This window comes from Alkalimarinus coralli, from assembly GCF_023650515.1.
Classification (GTDB): domain Bacteria; phylum Pseudomonadota; class Gammaproteobacteria; order Pseudomonadales; family Oleiphilaceae; genus Alkalimarinus; species Alkalimarinus coralli.
In genome coordinates this window covers 2,688,567-2,707,668 of the sequence record NZ_CP096016.1, presented here as the reverse complement: position 1 = coordinate 2,707,668, position 19,102 = coordinate 2,688,567, and the positions used below count along the sequence as shown (strand labels likewise).

At 46.1% G+C, this 19,102-nt stretch carries 18 protein-coding genes; 12 read left to right on the top strand and 6 right to left on the bottom strand.

What is annotated here, in order from left to right:
* Positions 1-47: 47 nt before the first annotated feature.
* Positions 48-1,598 carry a 2,3-bisphosphoglycerate-independent phosphoglycerate mutase gene (gene gpmM / locus MY523_RS12030; RefSeq protein ID WP_250654947.1) on the bottom strand — a complete coding sequence of 517 codons (1,551 nt, stop codon included), beginning with the start codon at positions 1,596-1,598 and terminating at the stop codon, positions 48-50.
* A 183-nt stretch (positions 1,599-1,781) separates the two neighbouring features.
* Here gpmM and MY523_RS12025 point away from each other — a divergent pair, with 183 nt between their 5' ends.
* From MY523_RS12025 to secB, 3 genes are all read left to right on the top strand, one after another.
* Positions 1,782-2,198, top strand: coding sequence for a rhodanese-like domain-containing protein (locus tag MY523_RS12025; protein WP_250654946.1), 417 nt, complete (start codon positions 1,782-1,784; stop codon positions 2,196-2,198).
* Positions 2,199-2,237: 39 nt separating this feature from the next.
* Entirely contained in the window at positions 2,238-2,501 is a 264-nt protein-coding gene (gene grxC, locus MY523_RS12020) for a glutaredoxin 3 (RefSeq protein ID WP_250654945.1), read from the top strand.
* 379 nt (positions 2,502-2,880) lie between these two features.
* On the top strand, positions 2,881-3,363 hold the full coding sequence (gene secB, locus MY523_RS12015; RefSeq protein ID WP_250654944.1) for a protein-export chaperone SecB: 483 nt from the start codon (positions 2,881-2,883) through the stop codon (positions 3,361-3,363).
* A 73-nt stretch (positions 3,364-3,436) separates the two neighbouring features.
* Here the strand turns inward: secB and trmL are convergent, their stop codons facing one another.
* Positions 3,437-3,901, bottom strand: a complete 465-nt coding sequence (trmL, locus tag MY523_RS12010; protein ID WP_250654943.1) for a tRNA (uridine(34)/cytosine(34)/5-carboxymethylaminomethyluridine(34)-2'-O)-methyltransferase TrmL — start codon at positions 3,899-3,901, stop codon at positions 3,437-3,439.
* A 198-nt stretch (positions 3,902-4,099) separates the two neighbouring features.
* On the opposite strand from trmL, the gene MY523_RS12005 reads away from it, so the two are divergent.
* Positions 4,100-5,728 (top strand): alkaline phosphatase, encoded by a 1,629-nt coding sequence (locus MY523_RS12005; protein ID WP_250654942.1) that lies wholly within the window; start codon positions 4,100-4,102, stop codon positions 5,726-5,728.
* Between the two features lie 350 nt (positions 5,729-6,078).
* Entirely contained in the window at positions 6,079-6,576 is a 498-nt protein-coding gene (locus MY523_RS12000; RefSeq protein WP_250654941.1) for a DUF1269 domain-containing protein, read from the top strand.
* A gap of 136 nt (positions 6,577-6,712) precedes the next feature.
* On the opposite strand, the gene MY523_RS11995 is transcribed toward MY523_RS12000, so the two are convergent.
* From MY523_RS11995 to MY523_RS11985, 3 genes are all read right to left on the bottom strand, one after another.
* The gene (locus MY523_RS11995) at positions 6,713-7,891 is read right to left on the bottom strand and encodes an acetyl-CoA C-acetyltransferase (RefSeq protein WP_250654940.1); all 1,179 of its coding nucleotides are present in this window, start codon (positions 7,889-7,891) and stop codon (positions 6,713-6,715) included.
* Between the two features lie 120 nt (positions 7,892-8,011).
* A complete protein-coding gene (locus MY523_RS11990) occupies positions 8,012-8,794 on the bottom strand; it encodes a pteridine reductase (protein ID WP_250654939.1) in 783 nt (260 codons plus the stop codon).
* A gap of 12 nt (positions 8,795-8,806) precedes the next feature.
* Positions 8,807-10,051, bottom strand: a complete 1,245-nt coding sequence (locus MY523_RS11985; protein WP_250654938.1) for a multifunctional CCA addition/repair protein — start codon at positions 10,049-10,051, stop codon at positions 8,807-8,809.
* A 433-nt stretch (positions 10,052-10,484) separates the two neighbouring features.
* Here MY523_RS11985 and MY523_RS11980 point away from each other — a divergent pair, with 433 nt between their 5' ends.
* The 4 genes from MY523_RS11980 to MY523_RS11965 are packed head-to-tail and all read left to right on the top strand — an operon-like array spanning position 10,485 to position 15,713.
* Entirely contained in the window at positions 10,485-12,620 is a 2,136-nt protein-coding gene (locus tag MY523_RS11980; RefSeq protein WP_250654937.1) for a type VI secretion system Vgr family protein, read from the top strand.
* Positions 12,610-13,530: a DUF4123 domain-containing protein gene (locus MY523_RS11975; protein WP_250654936.1), complete on the top strand. Its 921-nt coding sequence runs from the start codon at positions 12,610-12,612 to the stop codon at positions 13,528-13,530. The genes MY523_RS11980 and MY523_RS11975 overlap by 11 nt, the downstream gene beginning before the upstream one ends.
* On the top strand, positions 13,527-14,018 hold the full coding sequence (locus tag MY523_RS11970; RefSeq protein ID WP_250654935.1) for a hypothetical protein: 492 nt from the start codon (positions 13,527-13,529) through the stop codon (positions 14,016-14,018). The genes MY523_RS11975 and MY523_RS11970 overlap by 4 nt, the downstream gene beginning before the upstream one ends.
* Positions 14,019-14,054: 36 nt before the next feature.
* Positions 14,055-15,713: a T6SS phospholipase effector Tle1-like catalytic domain-containing protein gene (locus MY523_RS11965; protein WP_250654934.1), complete on the top strand. Its 1,659-nt coding sequence runs from the start codon at positions 14,055-14,057 to the stop codon at positions 15,711-15,713.
* Here MY523_RS11965 and MY523_RS11960 read toward each other — a convergent pair.
* On the bottom strand, positions 15,710-16,492 hold the full coding sequence (locus MY523_RS11960) for a substrate-binding periplasmic protein (RefSeq protein ID WP_250654933.1): 783 nt from the start codon (positions 16,490-16,492) through the stop codon (positions 15,710-15,712). The genes MY523_RS11965 and MY523_RS11960 overlap by 4 nt on opposite strands.
* 156 nt (positions 16,493-16,648) lie before the next feature.
* Here MY523_RS11960 and MY523_RS11955 point away from each other — a divergent pair, with 156 nt between their 5' ends.
* Genes MY523_RS11955 through MY523_RS11945 form a run of 3 tightly spaced genes read left to right on the top strand, consistent with a single transcriptional unit; the run spans position 16,649 to position 18,936 of the window.
* Positions 16,649-16,861 (top strand): DUF1289 domain-containing protein, encoded by a 213-nt coding sequence (locus tag MY523_RS11955; RefSeq protein ID WP_250654932.1) that lies wholly within the window; start codon positions 16,649-16,651, stop codon positions 16,859-16,861.
* Positions 16,862-16,920: 59 nt separating this feature from the next.
* A complete protein-coding gene (gene mpl / locus MY523_RS11950) occupies positions 16,921-18,315 on the top strand; it encodes a UDP-N-acetylmuramate:L-alanyl-gamma-D-glutamyl-meso-diaminopimelate ligase (protein WP_250654931.1) in 1,395 nt (464 codons plus the stop codon).
* Between the two features lie 3 nt (positions 18,316-18,318).
* Positions 18,319-18,936 (top strand): flavin prenyltransferase UbiX, encoded by a 618-nt coding sequence (locus tag MY523_RS11945; RefSeq protein ID WP_250654930.1) that lies wholly within the window; start codon positions 18,319-18,321, stop codon positions 18,934-18,936.
* The last annotated feature ends 166 nt before the right edge of the window (positions 18,937-19,102 follow it).

Here is a 19,102-nt window from a genome sequence, read left to right as displayed (position 1 = left end):
TCAGTGTGAGCCGTGAAGCCCACACCATCAAACTAGGTAACGTCCGATTACTGGCTAACAATAAGAGATTCGCCTGTCATCTCTTCCGGCTGAGCCAGGCTCATCAGTGAGAGCAGGGAAGGGGCGACGTCACTTAGTTTCCCTCCCTCTCTTAATGAGATCGCCTTGTTACCCATATAAACCAGTGGCACGGGGAGTGTGGTGTGTGCAGTATGAGGTTGGCCTGTAACAGGGTCTACCATCTGTTCTGCGTTACCATGGTCTGCAGTGACCAGACACTGGCCTCCGACCTCGTGCAATGCCTCATTAACTTTGCGAAGGCAATCGTCCAGACACTCCGCCGCTTTGACTGCAGCGTCATACTTGCCAGTATGCCCAACCATATCCCCATTTGCATAGTTACAAATTATTAAGTCGTACTGGCCACCTTTTATGGCTGATACAAGTTTGTCGGTCAGTTCCGGGGCACTCATTTCTGGCTTAAGGTCGTAAGTTGCGACATCTGGGGAAGGAATAAGCTCCCTGTCTTCTCCCTTGAACAGGGCTTCTCGTCCTCCGCTAAAGAAAAAGGTAACATGCGCATACTTTTCCGTCTCCGCAATGCGAAGTTGGCTAAGTCCCTGTTTTTCCATATATTCGCCAAGCGTATTAGGCAAGTCTGAAGGTGGGTAGGCACATGCGGTATTGATATCTGCTGCATACTCGGTCAGCATAACGAAGTCGGCCAGTTGGACGACTTTCTTTCGGCTGAAGCCCGAAAATTCTTCACCCTCGACAAATGATCGAGTTATCTCTCTCGCCCGATCCGCCCGGAAGTTCATAAACAGCACTGCATCGCCATCATTGATTGTGGCGCTTTCGTCCTCACTGCCTTGAATAATGGATGCTTGAACAAACTCGTCGTTCTCATCACGATCATAGGCGGCCTGCAGGGCGGAGATTCCATCAGCGTATGTGAAGTCGGCCTCTGCGAGTGTCAGCAAGTTGTAGGCACTTTCGATTCTATCCCAGCGGTTGTCGCGATCCATTGCGTAATAGCGACCAACAATTGAGGCCAGACGACCAACCCCAAGTGTTTTGAGTTTATTTTCAATGACGTTAATTGAGGACTCAGCGCTTCTTGGTGGCATGTCACGGCCATCAAGGAAACCATGCACAAATATTTTGTTTGCGCCTTGTTTAGCTGCCAGTTCGCACGCTGCAATGATATGGTCTTCATGGCTGTGGACACCACCTGGCGAGAGCAAGCCCATTATGTGAACGGCTTTTCCTGCTGTTACTGCTTTATTTATTGCGCCCGTAATAGCTGGATTGCTGTAAAACCCGCCGTCATCTATGTCTTTGGTGATTCTAGTAAAATTTTGATAAACAATGCGGCCTGCTCCGAGGTTCATGTGACCTACCTCAGAGTTGCCCATCTGTCCCTCAGGGAGACCTACTGCCATGCCTGATGTATTAATTAAGGTATGAGGGTTTTGTTTCCAGATCTGATCCCAGAAAGGGGTGTTTGCATTACTGATTGCATTGGCTTCGCTTTCATCACGATAGCCCCAGCCATCAAGGATAATTAGAGCTGTCGGTGTACGTTGGTCAGTCATGGTTAATCAATCATTCCGCATTATTTAGGTGTTCAGGGTATTAACGCGACATCTATCGAATAGAAGCGCGGCACGATTTTACCGCGAACAATGATATATAGCTAATTGAAACGTTGTTTAGATACTGGCTAGAGGCGTGTATAATGCCGCCAATCTTAATTCTATCAACGACTGGATGTAATAATGGAAAGACTTTTTGAGTTTGCGATTAATCACTGGATTCTTGCTTCAAGCTTTGTAGGGCTGTTGGTGGTGCTTTTCTTGTTGGAGAAACATCGCTCTGGTCGTTCGCTTTCTCCTCAGCAGGCAACATTATTACTGAACAAAGATGAGGCCGTTATTGTTGATATAAGGGAAAAGAAAGAGTTTAGTGAAGGGCGGATAAAAGGTTCGTTGCATATTCCTTTTGCCAGCTTAAAAGACCGTACTAGCGAATTGGAAAAGTATAAAGATAAACAATTGGTCATCGTTGACAAGGCGGGCCAGCACTCTGGAATGGCTGGTAAAACGCTGAAAGCGGCAGGCTTTGAAAATATATGTCGTATGACGGGTGGTATTAGCGAATGGAAAAACAGTAGCTTACCACTGGTTAAAAAATAAGCATTCTTGCTTGGTGGCGTCATTAGAGAGTTGTAGTTGATGAATAATGTAGTGTTGTATACCACGCGCTTTTGTCCGTATTGCGTTCGTGCCAAAAACTTACTCAATAGCAAAGGGGTCAGTTTTGAAGAGATTGCGGTCGATAATGACCCTGCGCTTAGACGCGAAATGATGGTAAAAAGTGGTCGGCATACCGTGCCTCAAATATGGATTGGGGACCAGCATATTGGCGGCTGTGATGAGCTTTATGCTTTAGAGCGAAGTGGAAAGTTAGACTCGGCACTTGAACTTTGTGCCGATTGACCCCATTACAATTAGCTACGTTGAGACCTTTGCACGACGTTACGAGCGAAGCAAAGGCAAGGCAAAAAATGAAGAAAAAGCGCAGTTTATGAGTAATAAATGAGCATTTTGAGTCATTTTTTAACGCTGTATTTGTAAGCGCAGTAGTCGTGCAAAGGTCTCAGGTTATTATTCTTTGTTTAGGATGAAGGCTTGATCTGGGTAAGGTCTTTTCAGATCTCAAAAGACTAAGCTTGGAAATAACTAAGCTTGGAAAAAAATCGAATAAAGTAAAAGTGACCTCTGCACTCGAATCATTGTAGTTTAACTTTTATTATTGCAGTCAGGGATCGGTTATACGATCACTAATAAATAAAAATATTAAGTTTAAGGAATTGTTATGCCGGAAAATGAACAACAAGCACCCGCTCAACCACAGTTTGCTCTACAGCGTATTTATGTAAAAGACATCTCTTTTGAATCTCCGAGTGCGCCAGATGTTTTCCAGCAGCAGTGGAAGCCTCAGATTAATATGGATCTGAATACTTCAAGCGACAAGGTGAGTGAGTCCCAGTACGAGGTTGTTGTATCGCTATCTATCACTGCCAAGGTTGACGAGAAGGTTGCCTTCATCGTTGAGATCCAGCAGGCGGGTATTTTTCACATTACAGGAATTGAAGGCCCTCAACTGGCTCAAACACTAGGGGCATTTTGTCCGAATGTACTATTTCCTTATGCTCGCGAAGCTGTTGATAGCTTAGTGAACAAAGGAAGTTTCCCATCGTTAATGCTTGCTCCAGTTAACTTTGATGCAATTTTTGCAGAAGCAATGAAGCGTAAGCAAGAAGAAGCTCAGCAGGCTGAAGGCGCGGCTACTCACTAATTTAGCGAGCTTCAGAAAAACGGTAACAAGAAGGGCCGCAGAGTCGTATATGTGCCCTCCTTGTTATTTGATGTTACATCCCCCCCTCAAAATCAAACTGACGCCAGGCTTCATAAACGACTAAGGCAACAGTATTCGATAGATTTAAGCTTCGACTATTCTCTTTCATCGGAATTCTCAACCATTGCTCGTTTGGTATCTGTGCCCGTATATCTTCAGGCAGGCCCCGTGTTTCTGGGCCAAACATCAAATAGTCACTTTTTTTAAACGCTACATCCTGATAGTAGTGGCTGCCCTTTGTGGTAAATGCAAAGATGCGTTCTGGCTGTTCTGAAGTTAAAAATGCCTCATAATTTTTGTGAATTTTGGCTGCCGCCCATTCATGGTAGTCCAGCCCCGCACGTCGTAACCTCTTGTCATCCAAGATAAAGCCCATTGGCTCAATTAGATGAAGTTGAAAGCCTGTATTGGCGCAGAGCCTGATTATATTGCCTGTATTGGGTGGAATTTCAGGTTCAAATAGTACGATATTGATCATAGGTGATAGGCATTTTGCATTATTGCTGGTTGATAGTGGCCACCATTATAACTCGATATTTCTATAATCTGATTAATCAATTTTATTCATTCATAAATAAACAAACATGTCATAAAAATGTAATGGGTTAGAAAGATAATGCTGACACTTTGTTCAAAAACGAAAATCACAATAAGCAGTTCTATTCGGAGTGTTGAAATGCAAGAAAAGAGTTTGGTCAAACATGTTAAGGCATTGAGCCTTGGGCTATCCATGTTGACTGTCGTTGGGTGCAGCCATACGCAAACTGAAAGTGCGGTATCTGAGTCACCTTCGCAAGTGAAGAATGTGATCATGATGATTGGTGATGGTATGGGGCCACAGCAGATGGGATTGCTGGAAAATTATGCAGTTAATGCCTCGACGTCAATCTATAAAGATCAGCAAACGGGTCTGGCCAAAATGATCAATAACGGTACTCTCGGGTTATCATCGCACAACCCCGCGGATAGTATTGTTGCTGACTCTGCCTGTTCTGCTTCTCAACTCGCAACAGGTGAGCCATCACTATCCGAGGCCGTGGGTTTGGATATTAATGGTAATAGTGTTGAAACCGTTCTCGAACTGGCTAAGGCACAAGGAAAGGCAACGGGGCTTGTTTCTGACACTCGGTTGACCCATGCTACCCCGGCAGCATTTGCAGCGCACCGTTATCACCGCTCTTTGGAAAACCAGATAGCAGAAGATATGTTGGCAAACCAAGTTGATGTCATGTTATCGGGTGGTTTGCGTTACTGGATCCCTCAAGAAGTCAATGAGAAAGGCGAAGCCTATCAGGCGCTTGTAGAGAAAACAGGCGGCGCGGTTAAGATCAAGTCTAAGCGTAAGGACAATAAAAACCTGTTGAATGAAGCTGAAAAAATGGGCTATAGCCTTGCCTTTAATCGTGATGACCTGTCACAAGTCGATAATGGTAAGCTGTTAGGGTTGTTTGCATATTCAGGAATGCAGGATGGCATTGAATACACGCAAACTAAAAATGATCCGAATCGAACCATGCCGGGTCTGAGAGAGATGACAGAGAAAGCTCTGGATATCCTTTCTCAGGACGAGGATGGCTTTTTCCTCATGATCGAGGGAGGCCGAATCGACTGGGCAGGCCATGATAATGATGCCGGGACTATGCTGCATGAAATGCTCAAGTTTGATGAAGCCGTAAACTATGTTTATGAGTGGGCGCGCAAGCGTAATGATACATTGGTTTTAGTTACGGCAGACCATGAAACTGGCGGCTTTGGTTTTAGTTACACTCGCGCCAACTTGCCTGAAGCAAAAGAAGTAACTGGCAAGGCATTTGCCAATGCTCAATATAAGCCAAATTTCAATTTTGGTAGTTTCGATATTCTCGACAAGCTATATATGCAGAAAAAGAGCTTTGCGAATATCCTTGCTGATTATGACAGTGGGGAAAAAACAGCGGAGGCGTTGGCCAAACTGGTAAATGAAAATAGCGAGTTTGATATCACTGTTGACCAAGCCAATGAAATTCTTGCTCGCGAAAATAATGACTATCACGTTAAAGGGCACAAGTACCTAGACTCAAAGAGTTTCCCAAAAGTTAATGACTTTAAATCGTTTTATGTTTATGGCGATGAAATTCGAAATGACTTATTGGGGCGTGCGTTGAGTGAACAGCAAAATGTTGTATGGGGAACGGGTACACACACTAGCACGCCGGTTGCTGTGATTGCCTTTGGCCCAGATGCTGTTGAGAGTAAGTTCTCTTCAATGACTCACCATATTGAATTAGGCAAAATGGCCAAGAAAGCAATAGCCGGTGAGATATAAAATAGAGAGGCGGGTTGGCAAGTGTTCGTTTCTTTACGTGCTTGCTCTCTGAATCCCGTGAATAGCAAAAAAGCCAGCTTAAATAGCTGGCTTTTTTGTCAAACGGTGAGGCCCTGAATGAGGCCATATTACCAATATGGCTTAGATCTTTACTACGGTTTAAGCGGCCGTTAGAAGTGGAAAAGATTAATGCAAAAGCCTCTGGCATTGACTTCACCAAACGCACTATTAAAACCTTTTGTTAGCATCATTTGGCCTTGGATTACTTGAGGCCTGATCCTTATACTTTAAGTAGGGGGAGGCTAGGCTTGGTGAGCCGAGTTTGGCTGACTTATCCTGGGGAGGTGGATATGGTTCGTCTTTATTTTTTACTTCCTGATGTAAAAAGTGTCGTAGGTGTTGCCGACGAGCTGAGAAGTTTGGGTGTTGATGATCACCATATGCACCTGCTATCAAACAGTTCTCATGATGCCCGGATGGCGCATGTTCCGGTAGCCCATGCCTTTCATGTTAGCGATGCATGGAATATGACAAAAAGAGGGGCGTTAGCAGGTCTGCTGTGTGGATTTTGGGCGGTGCTGCTATCATCATCCGGAATGTATATTGGTTTTGTTATGTTTATGCAGGGCGGCATTATTGGTGCAGGGGCTGGCGCACTGATGGGGGCCATAATCGGCTTGGGCCGGAACGAGGTCAATATTGAAGAGCACGAGCTTGATATTGAAGAGGGAAAACAAATGTTGCTGGTGGATGTTGATAAAAACCATCAATACGAAGTGATAGAGAAAATTCGCAGCCACCACCGGGAAGTTGAAATAGAAACCTCACATGACTATTTACACTTCTAGCCGACGCCAAGCGACGACAGCTAAATAGCCAAATTGTGCAGAGCCTAGACTCCACACAATTTTAGAAGATCTGTCTTTCAACAGGAGCAACCGTAGGGTCTTATCTCCACAGTGCTACTTGGGATATGCCGTATGGCTAGCGCTCAATCGCCAGAGAGACCCCCATTCCGCCGCCGATACAGAGTGTTGCAAGCCCTTTCTTGGCATCGCGTTTTATCATTTCATGAATCAGTGTTACCAGAACCCGACAACCTGATGCGCCAATCGGGTGCCCGAGCGCTATGGCTCCGCCATTCACATTAACCTTGTCTGTATCCCAACCTAGCCCTCGGTTAACTGAAATTGCCTGAGCCGCGAATGCTTCGTTTGCTTCGATAAGGTCTAAATCATCAATTGTCCAGCCAGCATTGCTCAAGCACTGTTGGGTCGCAGGCACCGGGCCTGTTCCCATGATGCTAGGGTCTACACCCGCATTAGCATAGGCTTTGATCGTGGCTAGAGGTGTTAAACCCAGTTCTTTTGCTTTCTCTTCACTACAAACAATAACGGTTGCAGCACCGTCGTTGAGAGAAGAGGCATTTGCCGCCGTAATTGAACCGTCTTTTTTGAATGCTGGGCGCATCTTACCCATTGATTCCATGTTTGCACCATGGCGTGGGTTTTCGTCTGTATCGACAATAACGGGTTCCCCTCTGCGCTGAGGAACGGATACAGGGATAATCTCATCCGCAAACCGGTTTGCTTTTTGAGCCGCTTCAGCTTTCTGCTGTGATGCGACTGCAAACTGGTCTTGCTCTTCTCTGGATATTTCAAACTTTTCAGCAATATTTTCTGCAGTAATACCCATATGGTAATCGTTAAATGCATCCCAAAGGCCATCGTTAACCATTGTGTCTACCAGGTTCCAGTTACCCATCTTTTGACCATTCCTGGACTTGGGTAACACATGAGGTGATTGGCTCATGCTTTCTTGCCCGCCAGCAATAATCAGTTCAGCGTCACCACAGGCAATGGCTTGGGCTGCCATATGAACTGCTTTAAGCCCGGAGCCGCATACTTTGTTAATAGTCATCGCTGGAACGGTGACAGGTATGCCTGCGTTAACTGAAGCCTGTCTTGCAGGGTTTTGGCCACACCCTGCGGTAAGCACCTGGCCTAGTATGACCTCGTCGACATGGTCAGGCGAAATGGAGTATTTTTCGAGCAACGCTTTTATTGTGAGTGATCCGAGCTGGTCTGCCGTCAGTGATGAAAGGCTGCCGCCGAAGGTGCCTATTGGTGTGCGCCCTGCAGCAACAATAACAACATTTTTCATGGTGTGTCCTCGTATTAAGTGATGCCTGTTAGTCTGTATATTGATTCGTTTGGTTTTATCGTTTCGCGTCAACGTGATCTATTGTGGAGCTTAACTATTACACTTACGCAACTATTACCTCTAGAGATAGAGACTTCTTCCTCCATCAACCTTGATGATTTGTCCTGTCACAAATGAGCTGGCAGCGAGATAACACACTGCTTCGCAGATATCTTCAGGGGCTCCGCTGCGAGCCATGGGCGTCTGGGATACAATCCTCTGCTGCGCTGCATTCTGCTCAGTTGATTCGTTTTCGGGCCATAAAATAGCGCCAGGAGAGACACCATTTACACGTATCTCCGGGGCCAACTCTCTCGCCAGTGTTTGAGTGGTCATCGCGATACCGGCTTTGCTTATGTTGTAGATAGAGTGATGTTTAAGAGGTCGCTCAGCGTAGATATCTACAAGATTAATGATTGCGCCATTCACCTTTCGTAGTTCATCGGCTAATGATAGGGATAGGAAGTAAGGCGCGCGTAGATTTGTATCAATTATCGTGTTCCAGTCAACCAGCTTGGTTGAGTTATCGCTTTGCTGGCTTGTGATTGTGTCAGTGATAGGCGTCGGATAGAAGCATGATGCATTGTTAACCAACAGGTTGATATGCCCCCACTGTGCCGTTGCAGATTCAGATAGCCGGTCTAGGTCGCTCAATTCCTGAAGGTTGGCTTGAATGGCGACGGCGGAGTTTGCTCGTATTGCGAGCAGGCTTTCGACTAAGCAATCAGCGTCATCTTTACTGTGGTTATAATGAATGATGACATTATAGCCTCGCTGGTGAAGCGCTTTCGCAATGCTTGCACCTATGCGCCGGGCAGCTCCAGTGATCAATGCGGTTTTTGTGTCGCGGCTTGATTCAGTCATTTTATTTGACCCTTACTCTTGCTGGCTTTTGGTAAGCGCATAATTTTGTTTTAGCCGCTGAATCTGCGCTTGCTGGCTGCGCTGTAGTGCCTGACCTAACTCCTTCCCACTAAACCCTTGCTCAATAAGCGTGGATGCTTGCACTGATCTGGCGGCCTCAAATGCATCTAAAAAGTATTGGTGTTGGGCATATGTACAGTTTTCGAAGCCAGTTCGTCCTTTGGCATCTGCTTCACAAACCAATAAAAGCTGTCGAAATCGTTCATTATTTCGAAAGGCATCTGATGATTTAATCACTTTTAATACAGTGGCAGGTTTAAGCTCAAAAGCACGATGAACGTGGGTGTGAAATTCCCCTGCAAGCAGAGATAGAGTGCGTACTTCATTAGGGACTTTTATGCGGGTGCAGAGTTTTTTTATCAGAGACAAGCCCTTTTTTTCGTGGCCATGATGCTTTGGCCACTCAGACGTGGGTGTTAGTCCTTTGCCCAAGTCGTGTACCAAAGCGGCAAACCTGACCGCAATATCAGTGCTGAGTTCGCAGGCGACCTTCAGTGACATTAAACTGTGCACTCCGGTATCAATCTCAGGGTGATGCTGCTCGGGTTGAGGAATACCAAACAATGTGTCTAATTCAGGAAAGAGCACGCTGAGTGCGCCACACTCTTTTAAGGTTTCGAAATACACCCAGGGAGACTGTTCGCTCAGTGCTCTAGCCGTCTCCTGCCAGACGCGCTCAGCAACAAGGTGAGCGGCTTCACCTGAGTCTACAATTTCGGTCATCAGCGTGATTGTTTCATCTGCGATTGAGAAGCCCAAGTGGCTAAATCGAGCAGCAAAACGAGCCACCCTCAAAATTCGCAAAGGGTCCTCTGAAAATGCACTAGAAACATGGCGAAGTGTTTTTTGCTTTAAGTCATCCTGACCGTGATAGGGGTCGATAATTTCGTTGTCCAGTGATGCCATGGCATTAATGGTCAGGTCTCTGCGCTTAAGATCCTCTTCCAAGGTTACGTCGGGGGACGAAAAACACTCAAACCCCAGATAGCCTTTGCCCTTTTTACGTTCGGTACGCGCCAATGCGTACTCTTCCCTGGTTTTGGGATGCAGGAAAACCGGGAAATCAGCGCCCACCTGTTGATAGCCATCATCGATCATTTGTTGAGGCGTTGCGCCAACGACCACCCAGTCGCGATCTTTTACCGGTAGGCCTAAAAGCCTATCTCGTACAGCGCCACCAACAAGGTAAATTTTCATCTGTTTGAAGAGTTTCCATAATGTAGGTAAGGCTAACGATTATAACGAGGCAGAGGCTGGGGGCAATAGGCGATCTTGCCTGCTTTTTGTTTGTTCCGTGAGTCTGGCGGGTTACACCGAGGGTTGTTTGCTTTATAATCGCTCTTGCTTGTTCAGGACGAACAGGATGAAAAAGGGTATTTCGGGGTTAGCCGGTTATTACGAAACCCTGGAATATTAGGAGAGACCTTTGCACGACGTTACGAGCGAAGCAAAGACAAGGCAAAAAATGAAGAAAAAGCGCAGTTTATGAGTAATAAATGAGCATTTTGAGTCATTTTTTAACGCTGTATTTGTAAGCGCAGTAGTCGTGCAAAGGTCTCTAGTAGTAAGGCGGGATTAAAACTGCCGCTTAAACAATCAGGCTCTGACGCCTCACTCATGGAAGAGAATTATGTCGGCCACACCGTCTTCACTGCCAAACCAGCAGCGCTGGAACGCTCGTCTAATGTTATCTGTTGCAGGTCTGAATGACTTGCTCCGGGTGGTTCATTTTAACGGGCACGAAGCGATATCAGCACTTTACGAGTACTCCATTGAAGTTGCTTGTGAAAATCCCTCTTTATCACTCAATGATTTAATTGGCCGTCAGGCATCCTTTCAAATAAAAGATTCACAAGGCAATACCAGGACTATTTTGGGTGCTGTTTATTCGGTCACGCAAGGGGCCATGCAGCGTCGCTTTTCGTTTTATACCCTGACGATTGTTCCTCAGTTTAAATGGTTGCAACACCGGCACGGTTTCAGGATATTTCAGGATCAGGATGTCCCATCGATTTTAAAGCAAGTATTTGATGATGCCGGGCTTGATAGCCAGAGTGTCAGGTTTCAACTGAGCAGCCATTATCCGTTGCGTGAATATTGCGTCCAATATGATGAAAATGAATGGCACTTTGTTGCCCGGTTAATGGAGGAGGAAGGGATTCATTTTCATTTTGAACATACTGAGCGTCAACCGGTGATGGTCATCGCTGATAACCCGGCAGCATTCCGCCCGTTAACGCCACGCCGGGATATTAAGTTTCAGGGAAATAGCGGCCAGTCAGGCGATGAAGCAACACTTCACGCTTTTTGCTGGAGTCAGCAGGTCGGCCATGACCGAGTGACGTTTAATGACTATGACTACGAAAAACCGAACCGTTCTCTCATGTCATCCGCTCAGAATAGTCGAGACGCCTCACTCGAGCAGTATCGTTACCCCGGTGGTTACAAACAGTCGGAAGAAGGCGATAGGTTAAGCCGTATTGCGTTAGCACGAGAATCTATCGCAAGCTGCAAGATAGACGCTGCGGGCACTGTGAGTTTTTTGAGTAGTGGCGCGGTCTTTTCGCTTAGCCAGCACCCGAGGAGCGACTTCAATGATGACTTCCTGATTGCTGAATTACGACAGAGTGGCGACCAGCCTCAGGTTCTGGAAGAGCAATCGGGCAGTGGCAGTTATCGCTTTACGGCAGAGGTTTCGTGCGTTCCATCCAGCATGGAATACCGCTCGCAAAGAGGCTATCAACGACCTTTGATTAAAGGTTCTCAAACGGCCGTCGTGCATGGCGCGCCAGGTGAAACGATCTATACCGATGACCTTGGGCGCATCAAAGTTAATTTTCATTGGGAGCGAGAGAATAAAAGCTCGTGCTGGGTAAGGGTCTCCCAGTCATGGGCAAGCAATCAGTGGGGAGCGATTAACCTGCCACGGGTCGGGCAGGAGGTGATAGTGGATTTTGTGGATGGCAACCCTGATCACCCGATCGTCACTGGCTGCGTTTACCATAGCCTGCACAAGCCTCCTTATAAACTACCTGACCATAAAACGCGTACCTCATTTAAAACCCAAAGTGTCCCTGCGGGTGGTTTTAACGAACTTAGAATCGAAGACAAAAAAGGCCAGGAACAGATATTTGTGCATGCTCAAAAGGACCTTGATCTGAAAGTGCTGGAGAACCACAAAACCCATGTCGGCGCAGACAACCATCTGATCGTTGGAAAAAGCCGATTTGAGCAGATAAAAGGCGAGATAAACCAATCTGCCGATGGCGATATTAAATGCCAGACCGGTGGCGGTTATCACTTGACGGTGAAAGGCGATCAGCAGGCCAAAGTCGGGGGCGATATAAAACAGCAATCTGGTGGTGATGTTCATATTAAGGCAGGTAGTAAAGTCACTATCGATGCTGGGGTTGAGCTGACAATCAAAGCGGGCGGCGCTTTCGTTAAGCTCAGCCCGGCGGGAGTTCAAATACAGGGTGCCACCATTAATCTGAATGGTGGCGGCAGTGCAGGGTCTGCCAGTGCGGCATCACCGAAAACACCTGAGGCGGCCATTGAAGTCGTAGGGGAAGGGGCAGGTAAGCGCGCTGAAAAGGGTAAAGCTAACCAGCCCCACAAGCAGGAAGCCATTGATTTTCACCATGATGGTGGGGCGCTTAGCTTTTTGACTGCGGATAAACTGGAAGTGGCCTCATCAAATGCCTCAGCCTTGCAGACAGCGTGCGAAGTGTGCGGTGAACCAGGGGGATGCGGCCATGAAGCATGATGCAATCAGCTTGGACTTGCTCTATGAAAAATTGTGGCCTGATCATGGAGAAAACACTTATGCTTTTTTAGATGCTGCCTCTCACCAAGCATTGCCAGCCAAGATATGGGAACTAGAAAAAGAACCTCAAGCCATATCGTTGTTTTTCCAGTCGTCTGCCGCCGAGCTGTCAGAGCAAGCCCCGTATATTGTTAAACTTGAGAAAGAATCATCACTTACGAATTGGATCTTGGGTAGTTGGCAAAAACAGCCTGTCGGGTTTTTCTTCACATCGTCTCTTTCTTTGGATGCGCTATTTATTTTATATAGAGCCAGAGTTTGTGTAGTTGATGACGATGGCAAGCCGATGTTATTTCGCTTTTATGACCCACGCGTGATGCTTGCGTATCTCCAATATGCCCCCGAGCAGAGTGTTGAGCAACTAGTGTACCCCATTTCGAGACTCATGATATGGGATTATTACAACGAAGAAATCGCACTTTATGAGCAAGTGAGCAATGCAGACTTGACCGACACAATGATGACTACTCGTCGATTTGAACAGAGGCTTACTCCCATCCTTACATCAGCCTTATTGCCCTTCAAAATATTGAGTTATTTGAAGTTGAACTTTATTGAAAAAACTCATGCCTTCACAGACGCGGAAATTCTAACGCGGATAAGAGATGATTACATTCCAAGGGCTACCCGATTGGGGTTCAATGACGACTCTTCTGTAGGGCTGTTAAGCAGTCTGTCACTGGAGTTTGGAGATCGTTTTGAGACCCATCCAATCATTATAAATGCCACAAAAGACAGAAAATATAACTCGTTAAGTGATGCGCTATCAGGTATTGATGAGATAACTTGGGAATATATCCGTGAGCACAATTGGGGTGCTGCCCCCCTCAAAAAAGGACTTGGACAATGAAAAATAAGCTATTGAAGGCCTGTGGCGGTGTGATGTTAGTGCTAATGGTATTAGCGAGTGCAAGCTGCGTCTGGTATCGGGACGGGTTTCACTCGATCATCATTGTTAACCATACAGACCGGCCGATATTTACAAGCTCAATACAGCTAGGCGGGTTTACCTATTGGGCTGGAGCCGCAAATGCTCAGAATGAGGGGGGAAGTGTATTGCTAGATGTTAAATGGGTACCGCGTAAGGCTATTTTTACCTGGAATTGGGGGGATGTAATAGGGGATGAAGACAATGTTCAAGTAATACCTATTCCACCATATCCTGATCTGCCGAGTGGCGCTAGGGTACGTGATAACCAGCTCAGAATTCATGTTTTTCCTAATGACCGTATTATAGCCGAGCTGGGAGTTTCATATATTGATAAAAACAATGATTCGCAAGGCGTAAGTTTTTATGATGGCCCCAAAAAAATAGGTTGGTGGTGGCATAGGCATTAAATTGTAACTTACTATAACTCAAGGATGAGTCGATCAATGAATATTAATACCCATTTTAGTTCTGCGTCACAACTTTCTTCAGCAAAGTGCAACGGGGGGATTGCCTGTAACAAACCCGATAGTATATGGATTAGTGTTTTCTTTGATGGAACAGGTAATAATATTGAAGTTGATGAAGCGCTTGGAAGAATGACTAATGTAGCCAAACTACACAAATCCGCTAAAGAGCTGGTCAATAGCGGGGTCTACCGAATATACATTAACGGTGTGGGCACGAGAAGCGGCGATCAAGGGCCTATTGACTATATCCGTGACTCGGTCTATATCGGGGGCGCCTCAGGTGCAGGAGGGCAAGCTCGAATTCTGTACGCCAAAAGTAAAGCTGCTGATTTTTTAAAGGATCAGAACCATGCAAAAACTATCAATATAGCCCTATTTGGCTTTAGCCGAGGTGCCGCGTTAGCTCGGCACTTCGCAAATGTGTTGGTCAATGAAGGTCTGGAGAATCAGAACGACCCTGGTAACCCATTCAAAGTAGGCGAACATATTAATATCAAATTTTTGGGTATTTTTGATACTGTGGGTTCGTTTGGTCTTGGGGGGAATAATATAGATTGGGGTTTTGAGTTTGAAATCCCGCAGGCTGTAGAAAAAACTGTTCATTTTATTGCGGCTCATGAGAGGCGTTCTAAATTCGACCTACAGTCTATACGCACTAGTGGTTGCATACCTGTATCTGGCAGGCTAAAGGAAGTGGTCTATCCCGGTATGCATGCGGATGTTGGGGGAGGTTATATGCAACATGAACAGGGAAGACATAAAGAGCTTTCTCGCATTCCACTACATAATATGAGTCAGGCGGCAATTAATGCGGGCGTGCCTCTGTATTCAGTTGAAGAACTAAAGTTATCCAACCCAGAGCTATACAGCGTATTTGAAGTGTCTTCTGAGCTTAAACGTTTTTATAAGTCTTATTGTGGTCAGATACCTTCCACCCCAAACCTCTACCAATCTATTGCCTACCATGAAGCGCTTTACTTTAAATGGTTGAAAAAATTGGTTGCCCAACCCGATGAATTTACGCTTCTTATCAATAAGGCCAAGGCTCACAGAAAGAATTTACAAGACAGTATAGAGCCTATTTCCAAAGATGAGCGAGAGAAGAGAGTTCAAATAATTAAGGATCTTCGTGATGCCCAAAGGCGTGCGCCAAGAAAGTTAACCGGTGTTCAGTTAAGACTGGGGGTTTATGATGACCCCGCCTACTTGGAGATTCACCGGGAACTACAGGGCAAGCAAGATGAAATTGAGTCAATAAATAACTCCATTGATGATATGGAGGATGCTTACGCTCAACTAAGCGAGAGCTACTACAGCGCTAAATGGAGAGATTTGTACTTTAAAGGCGTAACGCCCAGATTCTCCCCGCCTGCATCTGCTTTTTACCACTTATCAGGGGCTAAGGGACAGATGAATGAGCAGCGCCGAGTTAAATCGATTACTCGCGAAGAACGTGATTTTCTGACTTGGATGGACGCGCCTGTTTCATTGCCGAAAGAGGCTTCACTGTTGTTTGAAAAGTATATTCATGACTCTGTCGCTCACACGCCAGACCCAACTGGAGACCGGTACTTTCAGCGGCGAGCCATTTTTTTTCAAAATGATGAACGCTGGGTATCTGAAAAAAGAGCTTAACGCGTATATCGGTCTACGATTTTCTGAATTCCACCTTGCTGCTTGAATACCCTTATAGCTTGGTCGAACTTAGGCAATATATCTGGGTGTTTTGATTTTTTGCTGACCAGTAACGGAAAGGGGACTTCGTCAAATACGAAAGGCAGCATCTCGACTTTATCCGTAAGCTGCTCTTTTTTTAGTAGCGCTAAACCTGCAGCGCTGGCGTGTATGGCGATATCATATCGCTCAAATGCTATATTTCTAAAACAGAGATTAATGTCTTTAAATCGCTTTATTTCAATACCATACTTGCCATAAAAATTGTTTGCCCAGCCATTTCCAATCATGTCGCATACGTTGTAGTTTTCTAACTCGCTTATGTTGCTTAGGGTGAGCGCAGATAACGCTTTTTTATGTTTGGAATGCCTGTTGATAAATGCTTTTTCTTCAAGCGTATACACTACTTCACTGCTGCTATTGCTATATGCAAGCCGTGCTTCAGTGGCGGTTGTTACAAGCGCATCATGAACGCCAATTTCAACATTGTGCTGAACCCGCTTCCAAGGGTATCCATAAAACTCGACAGGCTCTTTTAACTTCGTCTCAAAGACTTCTTTAACGATATCAACCAGAATGCCTGCCATTTCATTGTTTTCATTTCTAAAGCTAAATGGTGGCCAGCTTTCGTTATAAGCAACAGAAAAGGGCTTGTTCTCAGCGAATGCAAGCGTAGGCAGAGTCATGGCGAAAACAATTACCGAATGGCGTATTAAACGTTTGATCGTAGAGCCTTGCATGCATTATCCCTGCATCTATTTAAAAAGAATTGACTATAGGGTAGTACTATATCAGTTGTGCTGCATCCTGAAATTATATTCTTACGTGCATTATGCTTTCACCCTATACCATAAGCGATTAAACTTAAGTTGAAGGTGTTAACTGGTGGGCCGTTTATGTCACAGTTGCTTAACTTAAAGCCATCGGATGGGCATCGTTCAAACCCATGCGTGAGAAACTGTTGCCTGGACGAACAAGATATTTGCCTGGGCTGTTTTCGCTCTTTAGATGAAATACTGGCATGGCGTAAATTGACAGAAGAGCAGCGCAGAGCCGTGATGCTTGAGGCAAAGAAAAGGCGAGAAGCCAGACTAACTGATAATAAATAACGCTGTTCTTCCACCCAACATTACTACAAACATTAATACAATAGACGCGATATATTTTAATGCATATTCATATTTTAGGTATTTGTGGCACTTTCATGGGCAGCTTGGCGGTATTGGCCAAGCAACTTGGGCATCATGTTACAGGGTCTGACCAAGCCGTTTACCCGCCTATGAGCACTCAGCTGGAAGCTCAAGGCATTGAGCTGATGAATGGGTATTCGCCCGACAACCTGAATCCTGAGCCTGACCTTGTGGTTATAGGCAATGCCATGAGTCGTGGTAACCCCGAGGTGGAAGCCGTTTTGAATCAAGGGTTGCCCTATACCTCAGGGCCAGAGTGGCTTTCAAGATACGTGCTGCAAGGGCGCTGGACGCTGGCTGTGTCAGGCACTCATGGAAAGACAACCACAAGTACCATGCTTGCATGGATTCTGGAGTATGCGGGCATGTCTCCGGGCTTTTTAATCGGGGGGGTGCCGCAAAACTTTGAAGCCTCAGCCCGGCTGGGAGATACGCCTTTTTTTGTTGTAGAAGCGGATGAATACGACAGTGCCTTTTTTGATAAACGCTCCAAGTTTGTACACTATCGTCCACGCACGCTAGTTATGAATAATTTAGAGTTCGACCATGCTGATATTTTTCCAGACTTGGCGGCTATCCAAACACAGTTCCACCACTTAATTCGAACAGTGCCTTCATCAGGGCTGATTATTGCCCCGAAAAACACAGCAAGCCTCCAACAGGTATTAGACAAAGGTTGTTGGAGCGACTTGCAGACAATATCTACAGGAGACGGCGACTGGAACTACAGGCTTAATGCGCCAGATGGCTCTGAATTTTCTATCAACATTGAGCAGGAGCATGCGACCGTAAACTGGGGTATGACAGGCCTGCATAATGTGTTGAACGGTGTCGCGGCAATGGCTGCCGCCAGGCACGTCGGGGTGACTGCCAAAGTGGCCGCAGAAGCACTGAGCCAGTTTGGCGGGGTTAAGCGCCGCCTTGAACTATTGGCTGATATTAAAAATGTAACGGGTGTTAATAGCATTAAGATATATGATGACTTCGCCCATCACCCTACAGCCATTGAGACAACCCTTGATGGGCTTAGAAAACAGGTCGGTACAGATTCAATTATCGCGCTCATCGAGCCACGTTCAAACACGATGAAAATGGGTGTCCATCAACGTAGCCTGCTCACTTCGGCAGATGAGGCAGATCAGGTTGTTTGGGCAAACCTGGCAATAGATGGTTCAATGGACTGGTTAAATGGCATGGTTGATAGTGCCGTTAGCAAGCACCAACTGGGTTCGTCTGTTGAAAGCATTATCAAGACTGTAACGCAGGGCATTCATGATGCTGGTTCATCCAACCAGCATGTAGTGATTATGAGTAACGGCGGCTTTTCCGGTATACATCAGCAACTGATTGCTGCGTTAGAAGAGAAGGCATAAGTCATGATAGAGCAAAAACGCGTAACCGTTGCCATTACCGGGGCATCAGGGGCTCAGTACGGGCTTCGACTGATAGAGTGCTTGATTAAGTCAGATATTAAGGTATTTGTCCTGGTCTCAAAAGCAGCGCAGGTTGTTATTGCCACAGAGACAGAGTTGAAACTTCCCGCTCAAGCGGCTGCGATGACACAATTCTTAACTGAGCGATATCATGCAAAAGAAGGCCAATTAGTGGTTTTCGGAAAAGAAGATTGGATGTCACCGGTGGCATCGGGTTCAGGCGCGCCTTCATCAATGGTTGTCTGCCCATGCAGTACTGGCGCACTTTCGGCAATTGCTACCGGGGCGAGTAATAACTTAATTGAGCGCGCGGCGGATGTGGTGCTGAAAGAGCGGCGTCAATTGATCCTGGTACCACGAGAGAGCCCGTATTCGGCTATTCACTTGGAAAATATGCTTAAACTGACGCAGATGGGGGCGACGATCATGCCTGCCAGCCCTGGTTTTTATCATAAGCCTGAGTCGGTAGAGGATGTGATCGACTTTATGGTGGCGAGGGTGCTAGACCATCTCGGCGTTGAGCAAAAGATGGTCGAACGATGGGGGGGTGACCGGGCTTAGGTAAAACGTGAACAACTCTTCCCCCCCCACAAGGGCTCGTTCCTACCTCAGAACGACAGAACCCATTATGGGAGACGCTGGGCAATGATGAGTCAATCACGCTTGTTTTAATGCGCAATGGTTTGCCAGTGCGGTACGACTATCGAGTCGAGTAATTTGCAGGTTT

What these genes read in the sequence shown, in the direction of transcription:
- MY523_RS11980 (WP_250654937.1), top strand. Translation starts at nt 10,485, where the DNA reads ATGTCGGCCACACCGTCTTCACTGCCAAACCAGCAGCGCTGGAACGCT.
- MY523_RS12000 (WP_250654941.1), top strand. Translation starts at nt 6,079, where the DNA reads ATGGTTCGTCTTTATTTTTTACTTCCTGATGTAAAAAGTGTCGTAGGT.
- MY523_RS11945 (WP_250654930.1), top strand. Translation starts at nt 18,319, where the DNA reads ATGATAGAGCAAAAACGCGTAACCGTTGCCATTACCGGGGCATCAGGG.
- MY523_RS11985 (WP_250654938.1), bottom strand. Translation starts at nt 10,051, where the DNA reads ATGAAAATTTACCTTGTTGGTGGCGCTGTACGAGATAGGCTTTTAGGC.
- secB (WP_250654944.1), top strand. Translation starts at nt 2,881, where the DNA reads ATGCCGGAAAATGAACAACAAGCACCCGCTCAACCACAGTTTGCTCTA.
- MY523_RS11960 (WP_250654933.1), bottom strand. Translation starts at nt 16,492, where the DNA reads ATGCAAGGCTCTACGATCAAACGTTTAATACGCCATTCGGTAATTGTT.
- MY523_RS11995 (WP_250654940.1), bottom strand. Translation starts at nt 7,891, where the DNA reads ATGAAAAATGTTGTTATTGTTGCTGCAGGGCGCACACCAATAGGCACC.
- mpl (WP_250654931.1), top strand. Translation starts at nt 16,921, where the DNA reads ATGCATATTCATATTTTAGGTATTTGTGGCACTTTCATGGGCAGCTTG.
- MY523_RS11955 (WP_250654932.1), top strand. Translation starts at nt 16,649, where the DNA reads ATGTCACAGTTGCTTAACTTAAAGCCATCGGATGGGCATCGTTCAAAC.
- MY523_RS11970 (WP_250654935.1), top strand. Translation starts at nt 13,527, where the DNA reads ATGAAAAATAAGCTATTGAAGGCCTGTGGCGGTGTGATGTTAGTGCTA.
- trmL (WP_250654943.1), bottom strand. Translation starts at nt 3,901, where the DNA reads ATGATCAATATCGTACTATTTGAACCTGAAATTCCACCCAATACAGGC.
- MY523_RS11975 (WP_250654936.1), top strand. Translation starts at nt 12,610, where the DNA reads ATGAAGCATGATGCAATCAGCTTGGACTTGCTCTATGAAAAATTGTGG.
- MY523_RS11965 (WP_250654934.1), top strand. Translation starts at nt 14,055, where the DNA reads ATGAATATTAATACCCATTTTAGTTCTGCGTCACAACTTTCTTCAGCA.
- MY523_RS12025 (WP_250654946.1), top strand. Translation starts at nt 1,782, where the DNA reads ATGGAAAGACTTTTTGAGTTTGCGATTAATCACTGGATTCTTGCTTCA.
- MY523_RS11990 (WP_250654939.1), bottom strand. Translation starts at nt 8,794, where the DNA reads ATGACTGAATCAAGCCGCGACACAAAAACCGCATTGATCACTGGAGCT.
- MY523_RS12005 (WP_250654942.1), top strand. Translation starts at nt 4,100, where the DNA reads ATGCAAGAAAAGAGTTTGGTCAAACATGTTAAGGCATTGAGCCTTGGG.
- gpmM (WP_250654947.1), bottom strand. Translation starts at nt 1,598, where the DNA reads ATGACTGACCAACGTACACCGACAGCTCTAATTATCCTTGATGGCTGG.
- grxC (WP_250654945.1), top strand. Translation starts at nt 2,238, where the DNA reads ATGAATAATGTAGTGTTGTATACCACGCGCTTTTGTCCGTATTGCGTT.